Source organism: Streptomyces sp. NPDC026673, assembly GCF_040638135.1.
In the GTDB taxonomy this organism is placed as follows: Bacteria; Actinomycetota; Actinomycetes; order Streptomycetales; family Streptomycetaceae; genus Actinacidiphila.
In genome coordinates, this window is sequence record NZ_JBEZXR010000033.1 from 73,562 (window position 1) to 93,142 (window position 19,581).

Sequence of the window (19,581 nt, forward strand, 5' to 3'; positions counted from 1 at the left end):
GCTGGTCGGTAGCACTGCATCCGGTCTGTCACCATGGACGCATGGGTCAGTCCGAACGCCGCGAAGGGGAGCTTCCTCCGGGGCAGCGGCTTCAGCGGGGCTGGCCGGTCACCCACTACGGCCCGGTGCCCAGGTTCAAGCCCGAGCGGTGGGAGTTCCAGGTCTTCGGTGCCACGGCGGACGGTGGCAAGTACGCGTGGGGCCACGAGGAGTTCTCCGCGCTGCCGTACGCGACGGTCATGGCCGATTTCCACTGCGTGACCAAGTTCAGCATGCTCGGTGTCGAGTGGGGCGGCGTCTCCACCGCCGAGATCCTGCGGCTGGCGCCGCCCGCGCCCGAGGTCACGCATGTCATGGTCTGGGCCGAGTACGGGTTCAGCTCCAACCTGCGGCTGGCGGACTTCGCCGACCCCAAGTCGATATTCGCGACCCACCGGGGCGGGGAGCCGCTGACCGCGGAGCACGGCTTCCCGGCCCGGCTGATCGTGCCCCACCTCTACGCCTGGAAGGGGCCCAAGTGGGTCCGGGGCGTGGAGTACATGACGTCCGACCGCCGCGGCTTCTGGGAGGAGCGCGGCTACCACAACATCGGGGACCCCTGGGTCGAGCAGCGCTACTCGTACCAGGAGGAGCCCGGCGACGGGCCGGAGCTCTAGTCCCGGCCCGCCCTCGGCCCCGGCCCGCCTCCGGCGGGTCAGTGGTAGTGGTGGACGACCGCGTGGCCCTTGCCGCGGCCGATCATCCATTTGTTGACGGGTGTGGTCACCAGGAAGGCGACCACGAACGCCAGCGCGAGGCTGAGCCAGAACAGCGCGTCCGACAGGGTCGCGTCCATGGCGCCCGGGAAGAGCAGGATCGTGCCGTTGTCGGCGAGCTCCATGAAGACGATCGAGACGGTGTCGGCGGCGAGCGCGACCCGCAGGGCGCTGCGGAAGTCGAGGCCGGCCCGCAGTACGCCTCGCATGGTGAGCGAGTAGCCGAAGACGAAGGCCAGGACGATCGCCAGGGCCATCGTCGGGGCGTTGTGCCAGCCGAGTGCCGTGCCGATCAGCATGCCCAGGATCTCGCCGATCGCACAGCCGGTGAGGCAGTGCAGCGTGGCCCGGACGGCCGTGCCCCAGGTGACCGGGCCGGTGGAGTGGTGGGCGGCGTGTGCCGTGTCCGGGAGGGCCGCTCCCGGGTGGGCGGTGCCGTGGTGTTCGTGGTGGGAGTGCTCGACGTGCTGCATCCTGCGTCCCCCAGGGGTGAGTGCGGGTGGCGTCGTGCCCGGCGTCGCACTCCAACAACATACCCCCCGGGGGTATTCCCGATGCCCCGTGGGGTTCCGTCAGGCCGGGCGCAGGGACTTCAGCACGGCCACGTCGGTCGCCATGCCCGTGCCCTTCGGGCCGCCGTTGGGCGTCTCCACGATGAGGGGGACGCCCTCGGTGGCGGGGTGGCGGAAGAGCTCCCCGAAGGCGGCCGCCCCGATGTGACCGGCTCCGATGTTCTCGTGACGGTCCTTGTGCGCGCCGGCGACGTCCTTGGAGTCATTGGCGTGGATCAGTCTCAGCCGCCCCTCGCCGACCGTGGCCACCAGCTCGTCCAGGACGGCCTTCACCCCGCCCTCCGCCGCGAGGTCGTGCCCGGCGGCGAACACATGGCAGGTGTCCAGGCAGACCCCGAGTCGCGGATGGCGGTCCAGGGCGTCGAAGTACGGGCCCAGATCCTCCACCAGCGAGCAGAGCGAGAAGCCCTGTCCCGCGGTGGGCTCCAGCAGCAGCCACGGGTCGTCGTCGTGCGTCAGTTCCTCCAGCAGCGGCAGCATCCGCTCCCGTACCTGTGCCAGCGCCACGTCCCGGGTACGGCCGCCGGTCGCCGAGCCGGTGTGCACGACCGCGCCCAGGGCGCCGATCGCCCGGCCCCGGCGCAGCGAATGGCGCATCGAGTCCACCGAGCGGTCGACGGTCGCCTCGGTGTGCGAGCCGAAGTTGATCAGGTAGGGGGCGTGCACGTACGCGGGGACGCCCTCCGCGGCGCAGCGCTCGCGGAACTCCTCGTCCTGTCGCGGGTCGCCCGGCGGAGTGGCCCAGCCGCGCGGGTTGGCGACGAAGACCTGCACGGACTCGGCACCCATCCGCGCGGCCTCCGCCAGCCCGGTCGAGGCCAGGCCGCCGGCGACCGCGACATGGCCGCCGACCGGATTGCGGAGCGCGGCGGCGCTTCCGGTCGTGACTAGCGCACCCACAGTGTGATCGTGCTGCCCTTCGGAGCGTCGGTGCCGCCGGCGGGCGACTGGTTGTTGACCTTGCCGGTGAAGAAGAACTGGATCACGCGGACGTCGAAGCCCGCGCCCTCCAGCCTCGCCTTCGCCTTGTCGATGTCCAGGCCCTCCACGTCCGGGACCTGGACCATCTCCTGGCCCTTGGAGATCGTCAGGGTGACAGTGTCCCCGGCCGCCAGCCGCGTGTTCGCACCGGGGCTCTGTTCGGCCACCGCCCCCTCGTCCGCCTGGTCGGAGTAGACCCGCCGAGGGTCGATCCGCACCCGCAGCCCGGACTCCTCCAGCTGCTGCCGGGCGTCCTCCAGCGGCTGCCCGATCACGTCGGGGGCGTCGACGGGCACGCCCTTGCTCACCACCAGCGACACGGCCGAGTCCGGCCGCCGGCTCGCGCCGGAGCCGGGGTCGGTCGAGATCACCCGGCCGCGCGGCACCTCGTCGCTGAACTCCCTGGTCACGGTCGCCGGGCTCAGCCCGGCGGTCTTCAGCCGCTGCTTGGCCTCCGCCAGCGTCGTGCCCACGACATCGGGCACCTTCACCCGCTCCGGGCCCTTGGACACGGTGATCGTCACCGTGCCGTTGTCCCGGATGCGCTCGCCCGTTCCCGGGTCCGTCGAGGCGACCCTGCCCTTGGTCATGGTCGGGTCGAACGCCTCGGCGACCTTGACCCGCAGGCCGGCGTCCTTCAGCTGCCGCTCCGCCTGCTCCCGGGGCAGCCCGACGACGGCGGGGGTCCGGGTGAACTGGCCGTCGTTGATGTACCAGACGCCGGCGCCGACCCCCAGGATCAGCAGCAGCGCCGCCACCACGGCGACCGCCGCGGGACGCCGGCGGCGGGGTGCCGGCTCGGGTGCCGGCCAGGGCTGCCGGCGCGTCGGCTCGGGCGGCAGCTCCAGACGGCTGGTGCGGTGCACCACCGCCGTCCGCTCCTCGGCGCCGGCCGGGGCGGCGGGGCCCGGCACGGGGACGCGCGCGGCGGGCGGCACGAGGTCCAGCTGCTCGGGGCTCATGCTCTGGCGTACCGCGTGCAGCCGGCGCAGCAGCTCCGCGGCGTCGGCCGGGCGCCGGCCCGCGTCGCGGGCGGCCGCCTCGGCCACGAGGGCGTCCAGCTGCGGGGCGAGCCCGGGGGCCGCGGCGGACGGCGCGGGCACGTCCTCGTTCAGATGCTGGTAGATCACCTGCATCGGGGTCCCGCCGGCGTGCGGCTTGCCGCCGGTCAGCATCTCGAAGAGCAGCACCCCGCAGGCGTACACATCGGTGCGCGCGTCCGTCGTGCCGCTCTCGATCTGCTCCGGCGCCATGTAGGAGACCGTGCCGAGGACGCCGCTGGTGGAGGTGGTGTGCGTGTCCGCCGTCCTGACCAGGCCGAAGTCCGCCACCTTCACGCGGCCGTCGTCCCCTATGAGGACGTTCTCCGGCTTCATGTCCCGGTGCACCAGCCCGGCGCGGTGGGCGGCGCCCAGCGCGGCCAGCACCGGTTCCAGGATGTCCAGCGCGGCGCGGGGCGGCAGGGCGCCACGGTCGCGCAGTACGTCGCGCAGGGTGCAGCCCGCGACGTACTCCATGGCGAGATAGACGTAGGTACCGTCCGTGCCCTGGTCGTAGACCTGCACCACATTGGGGTGGTCGAGACGCGCCACGGACTGCGCCTCGCGGATGAAGCGCTCCACGAAGCCGTACTCGGCGGCCAGCGCGGGGTGCATGACCTTCAGGGCCACCACGCGGTTCAGGCGGGTGTCCCGCGCCCGGTACACCGTCGCCATGCCGCCGACCGCGATCCGGGACTCCACCCGGTATCGGCCGTCGAGCGTCTGCCCGACGAGCGGGTCCTGAAGCGTCGTATCCACGAAGGTGGAGTTTACGGTCCGACATGACCCTTCTGGGCTAACGCGCCCACGTTGTACCCCACCCGTGCCGTACCGCAACCGGCCCGTGACCCGGCCCGCGACCCGGTGCGGGAGCGGGTCGGCGCTCGGTTCAGGCGGGGCCGAAGGCGGGACGTTCCGGGTCGAAAGTGGCGAGACCCACAGTGGGGGAGGACGCGGCGGCGTAGTGCCGCCGGGGGATCCGCCCCGCCCGGTACGCCAGGCGCCCGGCCGCCACCGCGTGCCGCATGGCCTCCGCCATGAGCACCGGCTCCTGCGCCCGCGTCACCGCGGAGGCCAGCATGACCGCCGCGCACCCCAGCTCCATCGCCAGGGCCGCGTCCGACGCCGTACCCGCGCCCGCGTCCAGGATCACCGGCACCGTCGCCCGTTCGACGATCAGCTCGAAGTTGTGCGGGTTCCGGATGCCGAGCCCCGACCCGATGGGCGAGCCGAGCGGCATGATCGCCGCGCACCCCGCGTCCTCGAGCTTCCGGGCGACCACCGGGTCGTCATTGGTGTACGGCAGCACCGTGAAGCCGTCGTCCACCAGCGTCTCCGCCGCGTCCAGCAGCTCCACGGGATCCGGCAGCAAGGTGCGCTCGTCGGCGATCACCTCCAGCTTCACCCAGTCCGTGCCGAGCGCCTCCCGCGCCAGGCGGGCGGTGAGGACGGCCTCGCCGGCGGTGTGGCACCCGGCGGTGTTCGGCAGGACGCGGATGCCGTGCCGGGCGAGCACGGACAGCACGGAGCCCTTGACGGTGGGATCCAGCCGCCGCATGGCGACCGTGGTCAGCTCGGTGCCGGAGGCGAGCAGCGCCTGCTCCATGATCTCCAGGCTGGGCGCACCGCCCGTGCCCATGATCAGGCGCGAGTCGAAGGCGGTGCCGTCGATGATCAGCGGGTCGTCGGCCATGGTGGTCAGCCTCCCTGGACTGCGGTGAGGACCTCGACGCGGTCGCCGTCGCGGAGCGGGGTCGCGGGCCACTGGGCGCGCGGGACGACGGTCTCGTTGAGCGCGGCCGCCACACCGGACGGGGCGGCGGTCAGGGTCGCGACGAGGCGGTCGAGGGTGACGCCCTCGGCGACCTCCCGGGCCTCGCCGTTGACGGAGACGGACAGGAGGAGGGGGGCGGTCATGCGTACTGCTCCTGGGGCGTGAAGCGGTCGGGGGAGAAGGGCCGGGCCGGCGCGGGAGCGTCCGCCCCGGTGAGGATCTCGGCCATCACGTCGCCGGTCAGCGGCGTGAGCAGCACGCCGTTGCGGTGGTGCCCGGTGGCGATCACCAGGCCGTCCAGCGCGCCGCGGCCCAGCAGCGGGGCGTTGTCGGGTGTGCCGGGACGCAGCCCGGCCTGTGTCTCGGCCAGCGGCAGTTCGGTGATGCCGGGCAGCAATTCGTGGGCGTCGCGGAGCAGTTCGTAGACCCCGCCGGCGGTGACCGTGGTGTCCCAGCCCATCTCCTCGCTGGTGGCCCCGACGACCAGTTCCCCGTTCTCGCGCGGGACGAGGTAGACGTGCCCGCCGCGCACCACGGCCCGTACCGTCCGGGACAGGAACGGCGCGTACGCCGGCGGCACCCGCAGCCGCAGCACCTGTCCCTTCACCGGCCGCACGGGCGGGAGCGCGTGCTCGGGCAGCCCGCCGATCCGCCCGCTGAGACTGCCGGCGGCCAGCACCACCTGCCCGGCGGCGAGCCGTGTGCCGTCCTCGAGGACGACTCCGTGCGCGCGGTCCCCGGCGACGTCCACGCGCTCCACCCGGGACCGCCGGAACGTCACCCCGGACAGCTCGCAGGCGCGCAGCAGCGCCGCGGCCAGGCGTCGCGGGTCGACCTGGTGGTCGCCGTCCACCCGCAGCCCGCCGCGCACGCCGGGGGCGAGCATCGGCTCCAGGCGCCGGCACTCGCGACCGCTGATCCACTCCGACCGCAGGCCCAAGGAGTCCTGGAACGCGTGGAGTTCGCGCAGCTGCGCGCGGTCGTCGGCGTCCAGGGCGACGGCGAGGGTGCCGCAGGTGCGGTAGCCGAGGCCGAGTCCCGTGGCCTCCTCCAGCTCCGCCACGAAGGACGGGTAGCGGCGCGCCGCGGCGAGGTTGAGCTCCAGCAGCGCCTGCTCGCCGTACTGCACCTCCGTGACCGGGGCCAGCATTCCCGCGGCCACCCGGGCGGCGCCGCCGCCCGGTTCGGGGTCCGCCACCACCGTCCGCAGGCCGCGTCCGGCGGCCCGCCACGCGGTGACCAGCCCGATGATCCCGCCGCCGATCACGACGACGTCATGACGGTGCATGATGTTCCCGCTCCTCCCTTCGCCGGCATGACCCGGATCAGGTTCGTACGGTCGGCGGCCGCCCAGCCGCCCTCTCAGCCCGGTGCGCCGGGCTCCCGCGAGTGCTCTCCGGCCACCTTAGTACGCACCATCCGCAGCGAGTAGGGCACTGGTACGCCCGGACGGCGCCCCCGCGGCGTTACGGTGATCGCGTGACCAGCAGCAGCGAGCAGCGCGTCGTCGTCGTCGGGGCCGGAATGGCCGGAGTCCAGACCGCCGTGTCCCTGCGCGAGCAGGGCTGGGGCGGGACGATCACGCTGCTCGGCGCGGAACGGCATCCCCCGTACGACCGGCCACCGCTGTCGAAGGGCGTGCTCTTCGGCGCCGACGAGGGTCCGCTGCTGGATGTCGACTTCGCCGGCATCGGGGTCGAGCTGCTGCTCGGACGCCATGCGAGCGCTCTGCGGCCCGGCGAGCGGCAGGTCCTGACCGACGGCGGCCCGGTCGGGTACGACAAGCTCGTCCTCGCCAGCGGCGCCGAGCCGGTCATGCTCCCCGGCAGCGAGGGCACGCCCGGTGTGCACGTGCTGCGCACCCTGGACGACGCCACCGCGCTGCGGCCCGTGCTGGAGGGCCGGCACCGGGTCGTGGTGGTCGGCGCGGGCTGGATCGGTGCCGAGTTCGCGACCGCCGCCCGCCTCGCCGGGTGCGAGGTGACCGTCGTGGAGGCGGCCGACCGCCCGCTCGCCGGGATTTTGCCGCCGCGGATCGCCGAACGCATGCGCGGCTGGTACGCGGAGGCGGGCGTCGACCTGCGCACCGGCGCGGTCGTCTCCTCCGTCGAGCGGGGGGCGGTGCGCCTCGCGGACGGCAGCGTCCTCGCCGCCGAGGCGGTCGTCGTCGGGATCGGCGCCCGGCCCGCGACCGGGTGGCTGGCCGGTTCGGGCGTCGACCTCGGGCCGGACCGCGCGGTCCTCGCCGACGACCGGCTGCGCACCTCGGTGACGGACGTGTACGCCGTGGGGGACTGCGCGTCCTTCCCGTCGGCGCGGTACGGGGAGCGGCTGCTGATCCACCACTGGGACAACGCGGTGCAGGGGCCCCGTACCGCCGCCGCGAACATCCTGGGCGGTGACGAGGTGTACGACCCCGTTCCCTACTTCTGGTCGGAGCAGTTCGGCCGTTTCGTGCAGTACGCGGGGTACCACGTGGACTCCGACGACATGCTGCTGCGCGGCGACCCGGACGGGCCCGCCTGGTCGGTGCTGTGGCTTCGGGACGGGCGGCTGGTCGCGCTCTTCGCCGTGGGACGGCCCCGCGACCTGGCCCAGGCCCGCAAACTGGTCGCCCGCGGCGTCCGCCTCGACGAGGCGCTGGCCGCCGACCCCGCGGTCCAACTGCGGGCCGCGGTCGTCTGAGCCACCGGTCGGCTCCCGGCTCCCGGCTCCCGGATTCCGCTCCCGGCTCCCGGATTCCGGCTCCCGACGGGCCGCGAGCGGGTCCGGAGCGGGTCCCGCGGGGGTTGCCGGCGCGTAGCGGACCCGTCAGGACGGAGCAATGCGTGGCGCGAGCGGTTCCAAGGTGTCGGTCCGGGATGGCACGCTTGTCCTGTGACCGAGATCGACGCAAAGATTGACTCCCTCATTCCTTCCTGGCTGAACGTCCCCGAGATCGCCGAGCGCCTCGACGTGGAGGTGACCCGGGTCCGCCAGCTCATCAAGGAGGGCCAGCTCATCGCCGTGCGCCGCGGTGAGAACCGGGTGCTGATGGTCCCCGCCGACTTCATCGGCGAGGGGAAGATCGTGAAGGGCCTCGCAGGCACGCTCACCGTGCTCAAGGACGACGGGTTCAGCGACGAAGAGACCCTGGAGTGGCTGTTCACCCCGGACGAGAGCCTGCCCGGCACCCCCGTCCAGGCGCTGCGGGAAAACCGCGGTACCGAGGTGAAGCGCCGCGCCCAGGCGCTCGCCGTCTGACCGACCGCCCCGACCCGTCGTCCGCAGCCACCCGAGGGGACCCGCCCGCATGAGTACGAGTACGAGCACGAGCGCCCGCGCCCAGCTTGCCGACGCCCGGCTCTACCTGTGCACCGACGCGCGCAAGCGCCAGGGCGGCCTGGCGGAGTTCGCCGCGTTCGCGGAGGCCGTGCTGGCCTCCGGGGTCGACGTCATCCAGCTGCGCGACAAGAGCCTGGAGGCCCGCGAGGAACTGGAGTACCTCGCGGTCCTCTCGGAGGAGTGCGGACGGCACGGCAGACTGCTCGCGGTGAACGACCGCGCCGACGTGGCGCACGCCGCCGGGGCGGACGTCCTCCATCTGGGCCAGGGCGACCTGCCCGTGCCGGCCGCCCGCGCGCTCCTGGGCGACGAGGTGATCATCGGGCGGTCCTGCCACTCGGAGTCCGAGGCGGCGGCCGCCGCCGTGGAGCCCGGTGCGGACTACTTCTGCACCGGGCCGGTGTGGCCCACCCCCACCAAGCCCGGCCGGCCCGCACCCGGCCTGGGCCTGGTCCGCTACGCGGCGGGCCTGGGCACGGACCGGCCGTGGTTCGCCATCGGCGGGATCGACCTGTCCAACGTGGAGCAGGTGCTGGACGCCGGCGCCCGCAGGATCGTCGTCGTACGGGCCGTCACCGAGGCGGACGACCCGGGCGCGGCGGCGGCCGAGCTGGCCAAGCGGGTGCGCTCGTACGAGGACTGAGCCGGCACCGAGCCGGGACTGATCAAGGGCCGGGCGGGGGATTAGGGCCGGGTCGCCGGTCCGCGACGTCTCGGGGTGCGAGCGCCGCATGTCCAAGGAGTGGACATTTTCGCGTCGTCTGTTGGGACGGCCCAGCCCTCGCCGATAGCCTGAGGCGCATGGCCCTCGGAACCGCCTCGACAAGGACCGATCACGCGGTCACCATTCGTGAGCTGCTGGCCTCTGGCGAGCGTTCGTACTCGTTCGAGTTCATGGCGCCGAGGACCGAGAAGGGCGAGCGGACGCTCTGGAACGCGATCCGCCGTATCGAGGCGGTGGGCCCGACCTTCGTCTCCGTCACCTACGGCGCGGGCGGCAAGTCCCGCGAGGGCACGGTCCGGGCGACCGAGCGGATCGCCTCCGACACCACCCTGACCCCCGTGGCCCACCTCACCGCCGTCGACCACTCCATCGCCGAGCTGCGCAATATCATCGGCCAGTACGCGGACGCGGGCATCCGCAACATGCTCGCGCTGCGCGGGGACCCGCCCGGCGACCCCATGGGGGAGTGGCAGCGGCACCCCGAGGGTGTCGACTACGCCTATGAACTGGTCCGGCTCATCAAGGAGTCGGGCGACTTCTGCGTGGGCGTCGCGGCCTTCACCGAGATGCACCCCCGCTCGACGGACTGGGAAAGTGATACGCGTCACTTCGTCGAGAAGTGCCGGGCCGGCGCGGACTACGCCATCACCCAGATGTTCTTCGACGCCGAGGACTACCTCCGGCTGCGTGACCGGGTCGGGAAGGCGCGTTGCGAAACGCCCATCATTCCCGAGATCATGCCGGTCACGAACGTGAAGCAGATCGAGCGCTTCGCCCAGCTCGGCAACGCGCCTTTCCCGCGGGAGCTCGCGGACCGTATCCTCGCGGTCAAGGATGATCCGGCCGCGGTGCGGGCGATCGGGGTCGAGTTTGCGACGGAGATGTGCCGGCGGCTGATGGCCGAGGACATCCCCGGACTGCACTTCATTACCCTTAATCACTCCACGGCGTCGTTGGAAATCTACGAGAATCTGGGACTGCACCAGAGGTCGTGAGGGCGGAGCCGCCGCCCCGGCGGGCCGACGACGGTGAACGGTGAGGAAGTGCGCTCATGGCCTACACAGTGCTCTACATCGCCTTCGGGGTGGTCGCGCTGTGGCTGCTCGGTGAAGTGCTCCTGCAGTACAAGGCGCGGCTGAGGTGGCGGCTGCTGGCCTTCGCGGGGTTCCTTGGCGTCGTCCTGGGCGTCTACATGCCCTCGGTCGTCGTCATCGTGCTGGGTGCGCTCGCTTTCGGCGCCGGTCAGACCTTCGTCACGCTCTCCTATCGCCGCGGTTTCGTGGAGGGTTGGGCGCTGCGGTCGCCCAAGGAGGGCGCCGACGACGAGGACGACGACGAGGAGGCCCCGCCGCTGCCGCGTCGTGCCGCCGGCCGTCGGGGCCGGGGCGCCGCGCAGCGCGAAGAGGCGCCGGTCGAAGGCCCGACGTCGTACGAGGAGCCCGGCGCCGACACCCCGGCCGCCGCCGCGGGCGTGGGTCAGTCCTACGACAGTTACGCGGCCGCCGGGCCGGCGGCCGCGGGCCCCGGAGCCGTCCCGGGGATGGACTCCACGCAGGTCTACCAGCCCATGCCGATGCACGAGGACAGCGGCGAGTACCCGATGTACAACGGGCAGCCGAACTACGCCCAGGACCCCTACGCCGGCGCCGGCGCGGGCTACCAGGACTACAGCGCCACGACCGGCTACGGCGACTGGAACGGTGGCCAGCAGCAGCAACAGCAGCAGCCCGCCGCCTCGTACGACGCCTACGGCCAGCAGCAGAACGGCGGCTGGGAGCAGCAGCAGGCGGCGTACGGCACCTACGCCGGCGGTTACCAGGATCCGTACCAGGGCCAGGCCACCCAGCAGTACGGCTACGACACCCCGGCCGGCGGCGTCTGGGTGCCGCAGCAGGGCGGCGAGCAGCAGCCCTACGTCCCGCAGCAGCAGGGCTACGACCAGCAGCAGGGGCAGCAGCAAGGCCAGCAGCAGGGGCAGGGGCAGGGTCAGTACGACCCGTACGACCCCTACCGCTACAACTAGGACGCTTCGCCGGGGTCCGTCCGCGGCGGCGGCCCCGGCAGTGCGCCGGGACCGGAAGGCGTCTCAGCGGCTGCCGCCGGGACCGCCCGCTATGAGGTCGGCGGCGATGGCGCCGGACATGCCGGTGTGGGCGAGGCCGCCCCCGGGGTGGGACCAGCCGCCCACAAGGTACAGACCGGGGACGAGCAGCCGGTTGCCGGGGTGCAGATGCGCGCCTCCGGCACCTGCCAGGGCGGGACGGGGGAGCCGGCCGCCCGGGGTGCCCGTCTCCTCCTCGGTGTCGGCGGGCGTGTGCACGGCCCGCCACAGCAGGCGGTCCGTCAGATCCGGCAGGACCGCGGCCGCGACGGCCTGCACCGCGTCCGCGGCGCGCTCGGCCAGGCCCGGCACACGCCAGTCCACCCCCTGGGGGCCGTGCGGCGGGACGGTGACGCTCAACGTGACCGCCTCCGAGGCGTCGTCCGGCCGCAGGGTGTCGTCGTCGGGGCGCAATACCGTGACCGTCGGGCGGTCGTACAGCTCGCCGCGCGCCAGGGCCGCCGCCTCGGCGTCCGGATCCGCGGTGTGAACGACCGTACGGTGCACGGCATCCGACGGCCGGGCGCCGCGCAGCGCCAGGCAGACCGTGAGCCGCCCGGGACCCTCGCAGCGGGGGCCGGGGCCGACGCCGTCCCATACCCGGTCGGCGCGCCAGGCGCCCCCGGCACCGCGCGAGAGCAGCGGGGGCAGCAGCCACGGGGCGACACCGGCGACCACGGTGTCGGCCTCCACCCTTGTGCCGTCGGAGAGTTCGAGCCCGGCCGCGCGGCCGTCCTTCTCCACGATCCCCGCGACCTCGGCGCCGAAGCGGAACTCCACCCGGCGCGCCAGGCACCGCGCGTGCACCGCGTCGGCCAGCGCCCTCATGCCGCCCCGCACATACCAACTGCCGAAGGTCTGCTCCATGTACGGAAGCACCGTGGCGCTAGCGGGGGCCGTGCGCGGGTCGAAGCCGTAGGCCAGCGCATAGGAGCCGAGCAGCGCCGCGAGCCGCGGGTCGCCCAGTTCGCGCCCGGCGACGTCGGCCAGGGTGGGGGCGGCACGCCGGAACAGCCCGCGCCGTACGGGAGGCGCCGGATAGGGATCGCGGGCGAGGCCGGCAGGGTCGGAGGCGAGCGCGTCCTCCAGCAGCGGGCGGCGCGTGGCGTCCCACACCTCGCGGGCCCGGACCAGCAGGTTGCTCCAGCGCTCGCCGGCGCCGTCGCCCAGCGCCGCGTCGAGGGCCGTGACGACCCCGCCGCGCGACGCGTTGGGCAGCGACACGGCCGTGCCGTCGGAGAAGAGGTGGCGGCTCGCCGGATCGACCTGGGTGAGCGTGACGCTGTCCTCCAGGCTCTCCTTGCCGGTCTTGATGAACAGATCGCGGTAGACCGCGGGCAGATGCAGCAGGCCGGGGCCCGTGTCGAAGCCGAAGCCCGCGCGCTCCAGCCGCCGTACGGCACCCCCGTGGGTGGCCGCGCGCTCGTACACCGCTACCTTGTGCCCGCCGATGGCGAGCCTGGCGGCGGCCGCCATGGCGCCCATTCCCGCGCCGATCACCGCAATCCGTGCCATGCCAGGGACTCTAGCCCCAGCCACCGACAACGCCGTGACCGGCCTTCCGCCGTTCGCGCCGGGCCTTCCAGCGCTGCCAGAAGCGGCGGATCCGCGACAGTATGAAGATCACCGCGATGACGCCGAGCACCAGCAGCACCGCCGCGATGCTCGCCGCCGCCACCGGGTGGAAGAGCGCGAAGACGATGATCGCGGCGACGCCGACGTCCTCGGCGAGGCTGATCACGATGTTGCTCGCCGGTTCCGGCGAGGTGTTGACCCCCATCCGGATCCCGGCCTTGACCAGATGGCTCACCAGTGCCGTCGTTCCGCCGACGGCCCCCGCCGCCAGTTGCGGCAGCGATCCGTCCTGCCCGGCCAGCAGCGCCGCCACGACGGCTCCGGCGATCGGCCGGATGACCGTGTGCACGGCGTCCCATGTGGTGTCGACGTAGGGGATCTTGTCCGCCACGGCCTCGCAGAGGAACAGGATTCCCGCGGCGATCAGCACATCGGTGCGTTCCAGCGCCGGCGGTACCTCGTCGCTGACACCCGTGACGCCCATCAGGCCCAGCAGGAAGACCACGGCGTAGGCGTTGATCCCGCTCGCCCAGCCGCTGGTGAACACGAGCGGAAGTACCGACATGGGCCGTGATGCTACCGAACCCCCGGAAAGCGCCGCCCCTCTGTGAGTGATACCGCCCGGTAATGAGTATCTGTACTCAGACCCCCACTTGAGTACGCGCGCGGATGAGCGCGGGCCGTCGCGGACGCCAAGGTGGAGGCAACGGAAGGGCACGGCACCGGCACCGCCGACACGGGGCGGCGGAACGGCGCTGCGCCCGGACGGAGCGGGGGTGCACGGGGGAGCGCCGTCCCGGAAACGGCCCGACGGGGGATCGGGCCGCGCCGGGGCGGCGCGGCCCTGCCCCCGGCGGGCCGCGCTCAGGCGCGGGCGTGCCCGGCGACCCGCCCCTGCAGGAGCCGCGACAGGGCTGCGTGCACGTCGTCGATCGACCGCTCGGGCTGGAACGACAGCCAGTCCAGCGCCGCGACGAGCACCATCCCGAAGAGCGCGGCGGCCGTGAGCGGCACATCGATCTCGTCGCTCAGCTCCTCCGCCGCCACCGCGTCGCGCAGCGTCTGCTCCACGACCGCCACGGCCTCCCGGCGCAGCACCATGAGCGTGTCCTGCCACGCGCGGTTGGTGCGCCACAGCTCGGCCACGTACAGCTGCGTGAAGGAGGGGTACTCGGCGATGAAGGCCAGCCCGGCGCGGATCATCGCGTCGATCGCGTCCACATGGCTGCCGCCGCGGGCGGTGACTCCCGCCCCCGCTTCCCGCAGCGAGGCCGTGAGCAGACCGACGCCGTGCCGCAGCAGCTCCTCGAAGAGCTCGTTCTTGCTGGCGAAGTTGTAGTAGACGGTGCCCTTTGCCACCCCGGCACGCTCTGCGATCTCGTCGACCGTGGTCGCGGAGAAGCCCTGCTCGGCGATGAGCGTGACCGCGGCCTGGAAGAGCCTCTGCCGGGTGGCCTGGCGTCGTGCACTGTTCATGACGACGATTCTCTACGGTCCCGCCGTCCGGATTCGTACGGCCTCACAGGGACAGCTCCGGATGCAGCCGGTCCACGGTCCACACCTGCTTGCGGCGCGCCGACACCGCGGTGAGCGCCAGCGCGCCCGCGGTGAAGGCCGCCAGCACCAGGACCGCCCGCCACACCGGCCAGAGCCCGCCGCCCGTGATCAGGTGCCGCAGCCCCTCGACGACGTAGGTCATGGGCAGGAAGGGGTGAATGGCGTTGAAGAAGCCCGGGCTGGTCTGCACCGGGTAGGTGCCGCCCGCCGAGGTGAGCTGCAGCATGAGCAGCGCCAGCACCAGCACGCGTCCCGCCGGCCCGAAGCGCGCGTTGAGCCACTGCACGATGGCGGCGAAGCAGGCCGTCACCAGCACGAGGAAGCCGATCGTGGCGGCCGCTCGCGCCATCCGCAGACCGATCGCCCAGTGCAGCACCGCCATCAGGGCCAGCGTCTGCGCGATGCCTATGGCGAGCACCGGCAGCCACCCGGCGACCGCGATCCGCCAGGCGGGTGCGCCCGCGGCCACGGCGCGCCTGCTGAGCGGCTGCAGCAGCATGTAGGCGACCATCGCGCCGACCCACAGGGACAGCGGGATGAAGTAGGGGGCGAATCCCGTCCCGTAGTTGGGCGCTTTGTGCAGCGAATGCGCGGCGAGCCGGACGGGGTCGGCCATGACCTCGGTGCGGTCCGCACGGTCCTTGCCGCCGTAGTCGGGGATCCGGGACGCGCCGTCGTGCAGGCCGTCGGCGAGGGTCCCGCTGCCGTCGGTCAGCCGGGTCAGGCCGGTGGTCAACTGGTTGCTGCCGTCCGACAGCCGGTACATCCCGCCCGCCAGGGTGTCGGCTCCGGACGCCAGGTCCCGGAGGCCCGCGTCGAGCGTGCCGGCGCCCGTGGAGGCGGTCCGCAGGCCGCGCGCCACCTGGTGGGCGCCGTCGTTGAGCCGGTTGACGCCGCCGACGGCGTTCTGCAGGTCGGTGGCGAGGGCCGGGTCGGACAGCTTCACGGCCGCCGAGTGCAGCATGGCGAGGTCGTCGCGCAGATCGTCGAGGGCCCCGGTGTGCTCGTGCACATAGGTGTCGAGGCGGGCGGCCACGTCCGCGACCTCGTCGGCGGTGTCCGCGGCCTTGCCCAGGGCCCGGCACTGGGAAGTGACCCCGCCCAGCGGGCACTGCTCCGCATAGGTGTCGTGCATCTCGGAGGCGGCCGCCCTGGCGTCCGCGGCCGCCTGCGCGGCCTGCCGCGGCAGGCCGGCGAGTCCGTCCCGGGCGGTCTGCGAGCCCCGGGCGACGGCCCGCGCCACCGCGTTGATCTCCTCGATGTGCTGCTTGACGAAGGTCAGTTCGTCCGAGGCGCCGTTCACCTTGTCGGCCAGTGCCTGGGTCCCCGCGGCGACCCGCCCCGCGCCGGTGTCGAGGGCTCCCAGGCCGTTCGCGAGGGAACCGCTGCCCTTCTTCGCCGTGTGCAGCCCGCCGGCCAGTCGCCGCGCGCCGTCCTCGGCGGTGGAGATGCCGTCGCCGAGCTTCTTGGAGCCGGTACGGGCCGTGCCCGCGCCCTTGGTGACGTCGTCCGCGCCGTCGGCGGCCCGGACCGTCTCGTCGTGGAGGCCGGAGAAGGCCACGAAGATCCTGTCGTAGAAGCCGCGCGACGCCTGGGTGGAGGCGGCCGACCGCACCTCGGAGAAGACGGTGCGGGAGATCTGCCCCACGACGTAGTTGTTGGCGTCGTTGGTGCGCACGCGGAGGGCCCCGGTCCGCGGATGCTCACCGGAGCTCGACGCGACGCGTTCGCTGAAGTCGGACGGAATGGTGAGGGACAGGTAGTACGTGCCCTCCTCGACGCCCCTGGCGGCCTCGGCGGCACTGGTCTCGTGCCAGTCGAAGGTGCCGCTGTCCCGCAGGCCGTCGGCTATGGAGTCGCCGGCGGCGAGCCGCTCCCCGTCCACGGTGGCGCCCTTGTCGGCGTTGACCAGCGCGACGGGGATCCTGTCCAGCCGCCCGTAGGGGTCCCAGAAGGACCACAGGTACAGGGCGCCGTAGAGCAGCGGCAGGAGCAGCAGCGACACCATGGCCGCGCGGGGCAGCCGCCCCCTGCCGAACTTCCTCAGCTCAAGCACGGCCAGCCTCGGCGTGCGCATCGGCCGCCCCCTCCTCGTCGGTGTTCTCGTCGTCGCTTCCCACGGCTGCGTCCGCGTCGGCCTCCCCGCCGTGCCGCGGAGTTCCGGCGTGCGTCCCGGCGGGGCCCCGGGTCCGCACGACCACGGCGTCCGCGGGCGCCTCGGAGCACACCGCCAGCACGGTCGTGCCGCTCGCGGCGATGCCGCGCAGCATCTCCCAGGCCTGGTCGCGTTCGGCGGGCCCGAGTTTGTGGTCGGCGTCGTCCACCGCCAGCACCTTCGGCCGGGCCAGCAGCGCCAGGGCGGTGCCCAGGCGCAGGGCCTCGATCCGTTCCAGGTCCCGGGCGGCGGTCCGTTCGGCCTTGGGCAGCGCCGAGAGGTCGAGCCCGGCCGCCGCCAGCGCCTCGTCGACCCGGGCCCGGGACGCGGCTTCGCGGCCTCCGGCCACCCGCCGCCACCCTCGCGGGGAGGCGCTGCGGGTCTCGTCGTACCCGGTGGGCCTGATCAGTTCCCGCAGCGAGTCGCCGAACCGCCGCTGCAGCAGCACCCGTTCGCGCAGGTGCTCGCCGACGGTGAGGGCCGGGTCGAGCTCGGCGACCCCGATGACGGGGCCGAGCGCGGCGACGCGGCGGACCGCGGCGAGCTGCTTGGGCAGCCGGAACCCGGCGACCTCCGCCCGGCCCTCCGTGGCGCGCATACGGCCGGTCAGCGAGAGCAGCAGACAGGTGCGGCCCGAGCCGGAGGGGCCCTCGACGGCGACCAGGGCGCCGGCCGGCGCGGTGAAGGAGACGTCCCGGAACACCCAGCCCCGGGGCCCCTTGAGTCCGAAGCCGTCCGCGGTGATCACTCGCCCGCCCCCATTCTTTGAACTGACCAGTCAGTGCAAAAACTGTATCGCACGGCGTCACCGACCCGCGAATCCGCGGACTTTGCCCGGGTGCTGCGACTGTTTTCCCAGGTCAGGGTGATTGTCAGTGGGGTGCTTCACGATGAGTGGTGAAGGCCAGGAGCTGTCGGACACGTCATACGAAGGCAGGAGGTATGTGATGACCGCGCCAGTCCGCAGGGCCGCCGTCGCCGGCGGCAGTGCCACCGACGTCCATCCCGTGCTGCGCAGGGCCACCGCCCCCGCGGCCGCTCTCGACCTGCTCGCCCAGGCCCGGCGGGGGCTTGACGAGGCCGCCGTCCTCGAGGCCCCCAACGAGCGCTTCGCCACCGCCCACTTGGCCGCGCTGCGCACCGCGGCCGCCGTCCTCGCCGTGCGCGGCCGCCCCGAACCCACCAGGCGGCGCAGGCAGCGGATACGCAGCGCATGGGAGGTGCTGCCCGAGATCGCGCCCGAACTGACGGAGTGGAGCGCCCTCTTCGCGGCGGGTGCCCCTCAACGGGCCCGCGCCGAGGCCGGCATCCAGGGTGCCGTCAGCCTTCGCGAGGCCGACGATCTCGTCCGCGCGACGGGGATGTTCCTGCGGCTGGTCGAGCGGCTGCTGGCCCTCAGGCCCGCGCCGGACCCGCTGCGGACCGACCGTCCCGCTTGATCGGCCGCCGGGTGGCCGCCCACTAGAGTGGGTTCCAGGCTGGGCCGACCGGTCCCCAGCCCCGTCCGCCCGCGAGGAGCCGTCCGCATGTCCCGTCCAGGAGGGGCCGAACCGCTGCGGCCCCGCGCAGCCCTGCGTACCGCCGTGGTCTGGGAGGTCCTGCGCGACGCGCTCGACCGGCAGGCCAAGGCCGCCGGACGGGACGTCCTCGACGTGCTCGACACCGGTGGCGGCACCGGCAACTTCGCGGTGCCCGTCGCCAGTCTGGGCCACCGGGTGACCGTCGTCGACCCCAGCCCCGACGCCCTCTTCGCCCTCGAACGCCGCGCGGCGGAGGCGGGCGTCACCGAACGCGTCCGCGGAGTACAGGGCGACGCCCACGGACTGCTCGACGTCGTGCCCGCGGGCAGCCACGACGTCGTGCTCTGCCACGGCGTCCTGGAGTACGTGGACGACCCGGCCGAGGGCGTCCGCAACGCCGCCGGCACCCTGCGCTCCTCCGGCGCGCTCAGCCTGCTCGCCGCGAGCCGCCACGGGGCCGTGCTCGCCCGCGCGCTCGCCGGCCACTTCGGTGAGGCCCGTCACACCCTCGACGACCCCGACGGCCGCTGGGGCGAGGGCGATCCGATGCCCCGCCGCTTCACCGCCGACGAGCTGACCGGGCTGGTCGCCGACGCCGGACTGCGCGTCGGTTCCGTGCACGGCGTGCGCGTCTTCGCCGACCTCGTCCCCGGTGTCCTGGTGGACACCGAACCGGGCGCGATGGACGCCCTGCTCCGCCTCGAGCTGGCCGCCGCCGAGCAGCCCGCCTTCCACGCCGTGGCGACCCAGTTGCACGTACTGGCCGAGCGCGGCTGAGCCCCCGCGGCGGACTCCTCGCCCCTACACCTTCCGGTCACCCAGCGGGAGGAGTCCGTCACACGCCCCCCGATTCCCGGTTCAGGGCCGTATGCTGGCATGACGTGGCGTTCGACGGGGAAAACACCCCCCGTCGGATTGGCGTAGTGGGGCGGGTTTCACGGGGGCGATTCCCTGCCTATCCTGGAAGGGTCGTACTGGTCGCTCCCCCGCGACCGACGAGGAGGAGGACTCCGTGCCGCTCTCGGAGCACGAGCAGCGCATGCTCGAGCAGATGGAGCGAGCGCTGTACGCCGAAGATCCCAAGTTCGCGTCGGCGCTTGAGGGAAGCGGGCTGCGCACGTACACCAGGCGGCGGGTCTACCTGGCTGTGGCGGGCTTCCTGGTGGGCATCGGGCTGTTGATGGCAGGCATGATCGCCCAGCAGCCATGGATCAGCGTCGTGGGCTTCCTCGTGATGCTCGGCTGTGCCGTTCTCGCCGTCACCGGCTGGCGCCGCGCCGCCAAACCGGGTACGGCCGCGGCCCCCGCGGGGCAATCCACAGCGGGTGCCCCCGGACGAGGCCGGCGCCACCAGCCGCGTCGCAAGATGATGGACCGCATCGAGGAGCGGTGGCAGCGCCGCCGCGACGAGCAGGGCCACTGACACTCCGAGCACGGCGAAGGGGGCGGGGTTCCGACCGGAACCCCCCCCCCCTCGCCCTGGTGTCAGCACCCCGGCCCCCC

Annotated in this window: 20 protein-coding genes and 1 riboswitch; of the genes, 9 read left to right on the top strand and 11 right to left on the bottom strand. The window is 73.4% G+C overall.

The window, feature by feature from the left end:
• Positions 1-41: 41 nt before the first annotated feature.
• A complete protein-coding gene (locus tag AB0F62_RS22665; protein WP_361801837.1) occupies positions 42-656 on the top strand; it encodes a sulfite oxidase-like oxidoreductase in 615 nt (204 codons plus the stop codon).
• A 38-nt stretch (positions 657-694) separates the two neighbouring features.
• Here AB0F62_RS22665 and AB0F62_RS22670 read toward each other — a convergent pair whose 3' ends face one another.
• From AB0F62_RS22670 to thiO, 6 genes are all read right to left on the bottom strand, one after another.
• Positions 695-1,228, bottom strand: a complete 534-nt coding sequence (locus AB0F62_RS22670) for a DUF4396 domain-containing protein (protein ID WP_361801840.1) — start codon at positions 1,226-1,228, stop codon at positions 695-697.
• 99 nt (positions 1,229-1,327) lie between these two features.
• On the bottom strand, positions 1,328-2,227 hold the full coding sequence (locus tag AB0F62_RS22675; RefSeq protein WP_361801843.1) for a deoxyribonuclease IV: 900 nt from the start codon (positions 2,225-2,227) through the stop codon (positions 1,328-1,330).
• Positions 2,215-4,107, bottom strand: a complete 1,893-nt coding sequence (gene pknB, locus AB0F62_RS22680; RefSeq protein WP_361801846.1) for a Stk1 family PASTA domain-containing Ser/Thr kinase — start codon at positions 4,105-4,107, stop codon at positions 2,215-2,217. The genes AB0F62_RS22675 and pknB overlap by 13 nt, the downstream gene beginning before the upstream one ends.
• Positions 4,108-4,237: 130 nt before the next feature.
• The gene (locus AB0F62_RS22685) at positions 4,238-5,041 is read right to left on the bottom strand and encodes a thiazole synthase (protein WP_361801849.1); all 804 of its coding nucleotides are present in this window, start codon (positions 5,039-5,041) and stop codon (positions 4,238-4,240) included.
• Between the two features lie 5 nt (positions 5,042-5,046).
• Positions 5,047-5,265, bottom strand: a complete 219-nt coding sequence (gene thiS, locus AB0F62_RS22690) for a sulfur carrier protein ThiS (protein WP_361801852.1) — start codon at positions 5,263-5,265, stop codon at positions 5,047-5,049.
• The gene (gene thiO, locus AB0F62_RS22695; protein ID WP_361801855.1) at positions 5,262-6,410 is read right to left on the bottom strand and encodes a glycine oxidase ThiO; all 1,149 of its coding nucleotides are present in this window, start codon (positions 6,408-6,410) and stop codon (positions 5,262-5,264) included. Before thiO ends, thiS begins: the two co-directional genes overlap by 4 nt.
• Positions 6,407-6,519: riboswitch (TPP riboswitch) on the bottom strand. Its footprint overlaps the gene before it by 4 nt.
• A gap of 127 nt (positions 6,520-6,646) precedes the next feature.
• Here thiO and AB0F62_RS22700 point away from each other — a divergent pair.
• From AB0F62_RS22700 to AB0F62_RS22720, 5 genes are all read left to right on the top strand, one after another.
• Positions 6,647-7,807 carry an FAD-dependent oxidoreductase gene (locus AB0F62_RS22700; RefSeq protein WP_361801902.1) on the top strand — a complete coding sequence of 387 codons (1,161 nt, stop codon included), beginning with the start codon at positions 6,647-6,649 and terminating at the stop codon, positions 7,805-7,807.
• Between the two features lie 192 nt (positions 7,808-7,999).
• Entirely contained in the window at positions 8,000-8,365 is a 366-nt protein-coding gene (locus AB0F62_RS22705) for an Rv2175c family DNA-binding protein (protein WP_361801858.1), read from the top strand.
• Between the two features lie 49 nt (positions 8,366-8,414).
• Complete coding sequence (gene thiE / locus AB0F62_RS22710) at positions 8,415-9,089, top strand: thiamine phosphate synthase (RefSeq protein WP_361801861.1); 675 nt, start codon at positions 8,415-8,417, stop codon at positions 9,087-9,089.
• A 158-nt stretch (positions 9,090-9,247) separates the two neighbouring features.
• The gene (gene metF, locus AB0F62_RS22715) at positions 9,248-10,165 is read left to right on the top strand and encodes a methylenetetrahydrofolate reductase [NAD(P)H] (protein ID WP_361801864.1); all 918 of its coding nucleotides are present in this window, start codon (positions 9,248-9,250) and stop codon (positions 10,163-10,165) included.
• Between the two features lie 56 nt (positions 10,166-10,221).
• Positions 10,222-11,193 (top strand): hypothetical protein, encoded by a 972-nt coding sequence (locus tag AB0F62_RS22720; RefSeq protein ID WP_361801867.1) that lies wholly within the window; start codon positions 10,222-10,224, stop codon positions 11,191-11,193.
• Between the two features lie 63 nt (positions 11,194-11,256).
• Here the strand turns inward: AB0F62_RS22720 and AB0F62_RS22725 are convergent, their stop codons facing one another.
• The 5 genes from AB0F62_RS22725 to AB0F62_RS22745 form a co-directional block, all read right to left on the bottom strand.
• Entirely contained in the window at positions 11,257-12,786 is a 1,530-nt protein-coding gene (locus AB0F62_RS22725; protein WP_361801870.1) for an NAD(P)/FAD-dependent oxidoreductase, read from the bottom strand.
• Positions 12,787-12,796: 10 nt separating this feature from the next.
• Positions 12,797-13,411 (bottom strand): DUF4126 domain-containing protein, encoded by a 615-nt coding sequence (locus tag AB0F62_RS22730; RefSeq protein ID WP_361801872.1) that lies wholly within the window; start codon positions 13,409-13,411, stop codon positions 12,797-12,799.
• A gap of 299 nt (positions 13,412-13,710) precedes the next feature.
• Positions 13,711-14,322 (bottom strand): TetR/AcrR family transcriptional regulator, encoded by a 612-nt coding sequence (locus AB0F62_RS22735; protein ID WP_361801875.1) that lies wholly within the window; start codon positions 14,320-14,322, stop codon positions 13,711-13,713.
• A 43-nt stretch (positions 14,323-14,365) separates the two neighbouring features.
• Entirely contained in the window at positions 14,366-16,480 is a 2,115-nt protein-coding gene (locus AB0F62_RS22740) for a YhgE/Pip domain-containing protein (protein ID WP_361801878.1), read from the bottom strand.
• Positions 16,452-17,306 (bottom strand): ATP-binding cassette domain-containing protein, encoded by an 855-nt coding sequence (locus AB0F62_RS22745; protein ID WP_361801881.1) that lies wholly within the window; start codon positions 17,304-17,306, stop codon positions 16,452-16,454. Before AB0F62_RS22745 ends, AB0F62_RS22740 begins: the two co-directional genes overlap by 29 nt.
• 199 nt (positions 17,307-17,505) lie before the next feature.
• Between AB0F62_RS22745 and AB0F62_RS22750 the strand changes: the two genes are divergently transcribed.
• The 3 genes from AB0F62_RS22750 to AB0F62_RS22760 all read left to right on the top strand — a co-directional run bounded on the left by AB0F62_RS22750 (position 17,506) and on the right by AB0F62_RS22760 (position 19,501).
• The gene (locus AB0F62_RS22750; protein ID WP_361801884.1) at positions 17,506-17,997 is read left to right on the top strand and encodes an SAV_6107 family HEPN domain-containing protein; all 492 of its coding nucleotides are present in this window, start codon (positions 17,506-17,508) and stop codon (positions 17,995-17,997) included.
• 87 nt (positions 17,998-18,084) lie between these two features.
• Positions 18,085-18,855, top strand: a complete 771-nt coding sequence (locus AB0F62_RS22755) for a methyltransferase domain-containing protein (RefSeq protein WP_361801887.1) — start codon at positions 18,085-18,087, stop codon at positions 18,853-18,855.
• Between the two features lie 235 nt (positions 18,856-19,090).
• The gene (locus AB0F62_RS22760) at positions 19,091-19,501 is read left to right on the top strand and encodes a DUF3040 domain-containing protein (RefSeq protein WP_361801890.1); all 411 of its coding nucleotides are present in this window, start codon (positions 19,091-19,093) and stop codon (positions 19,499-19,501) included.
• Positions 19,502-19,581 lie beyond the last annotated feature (80 nt).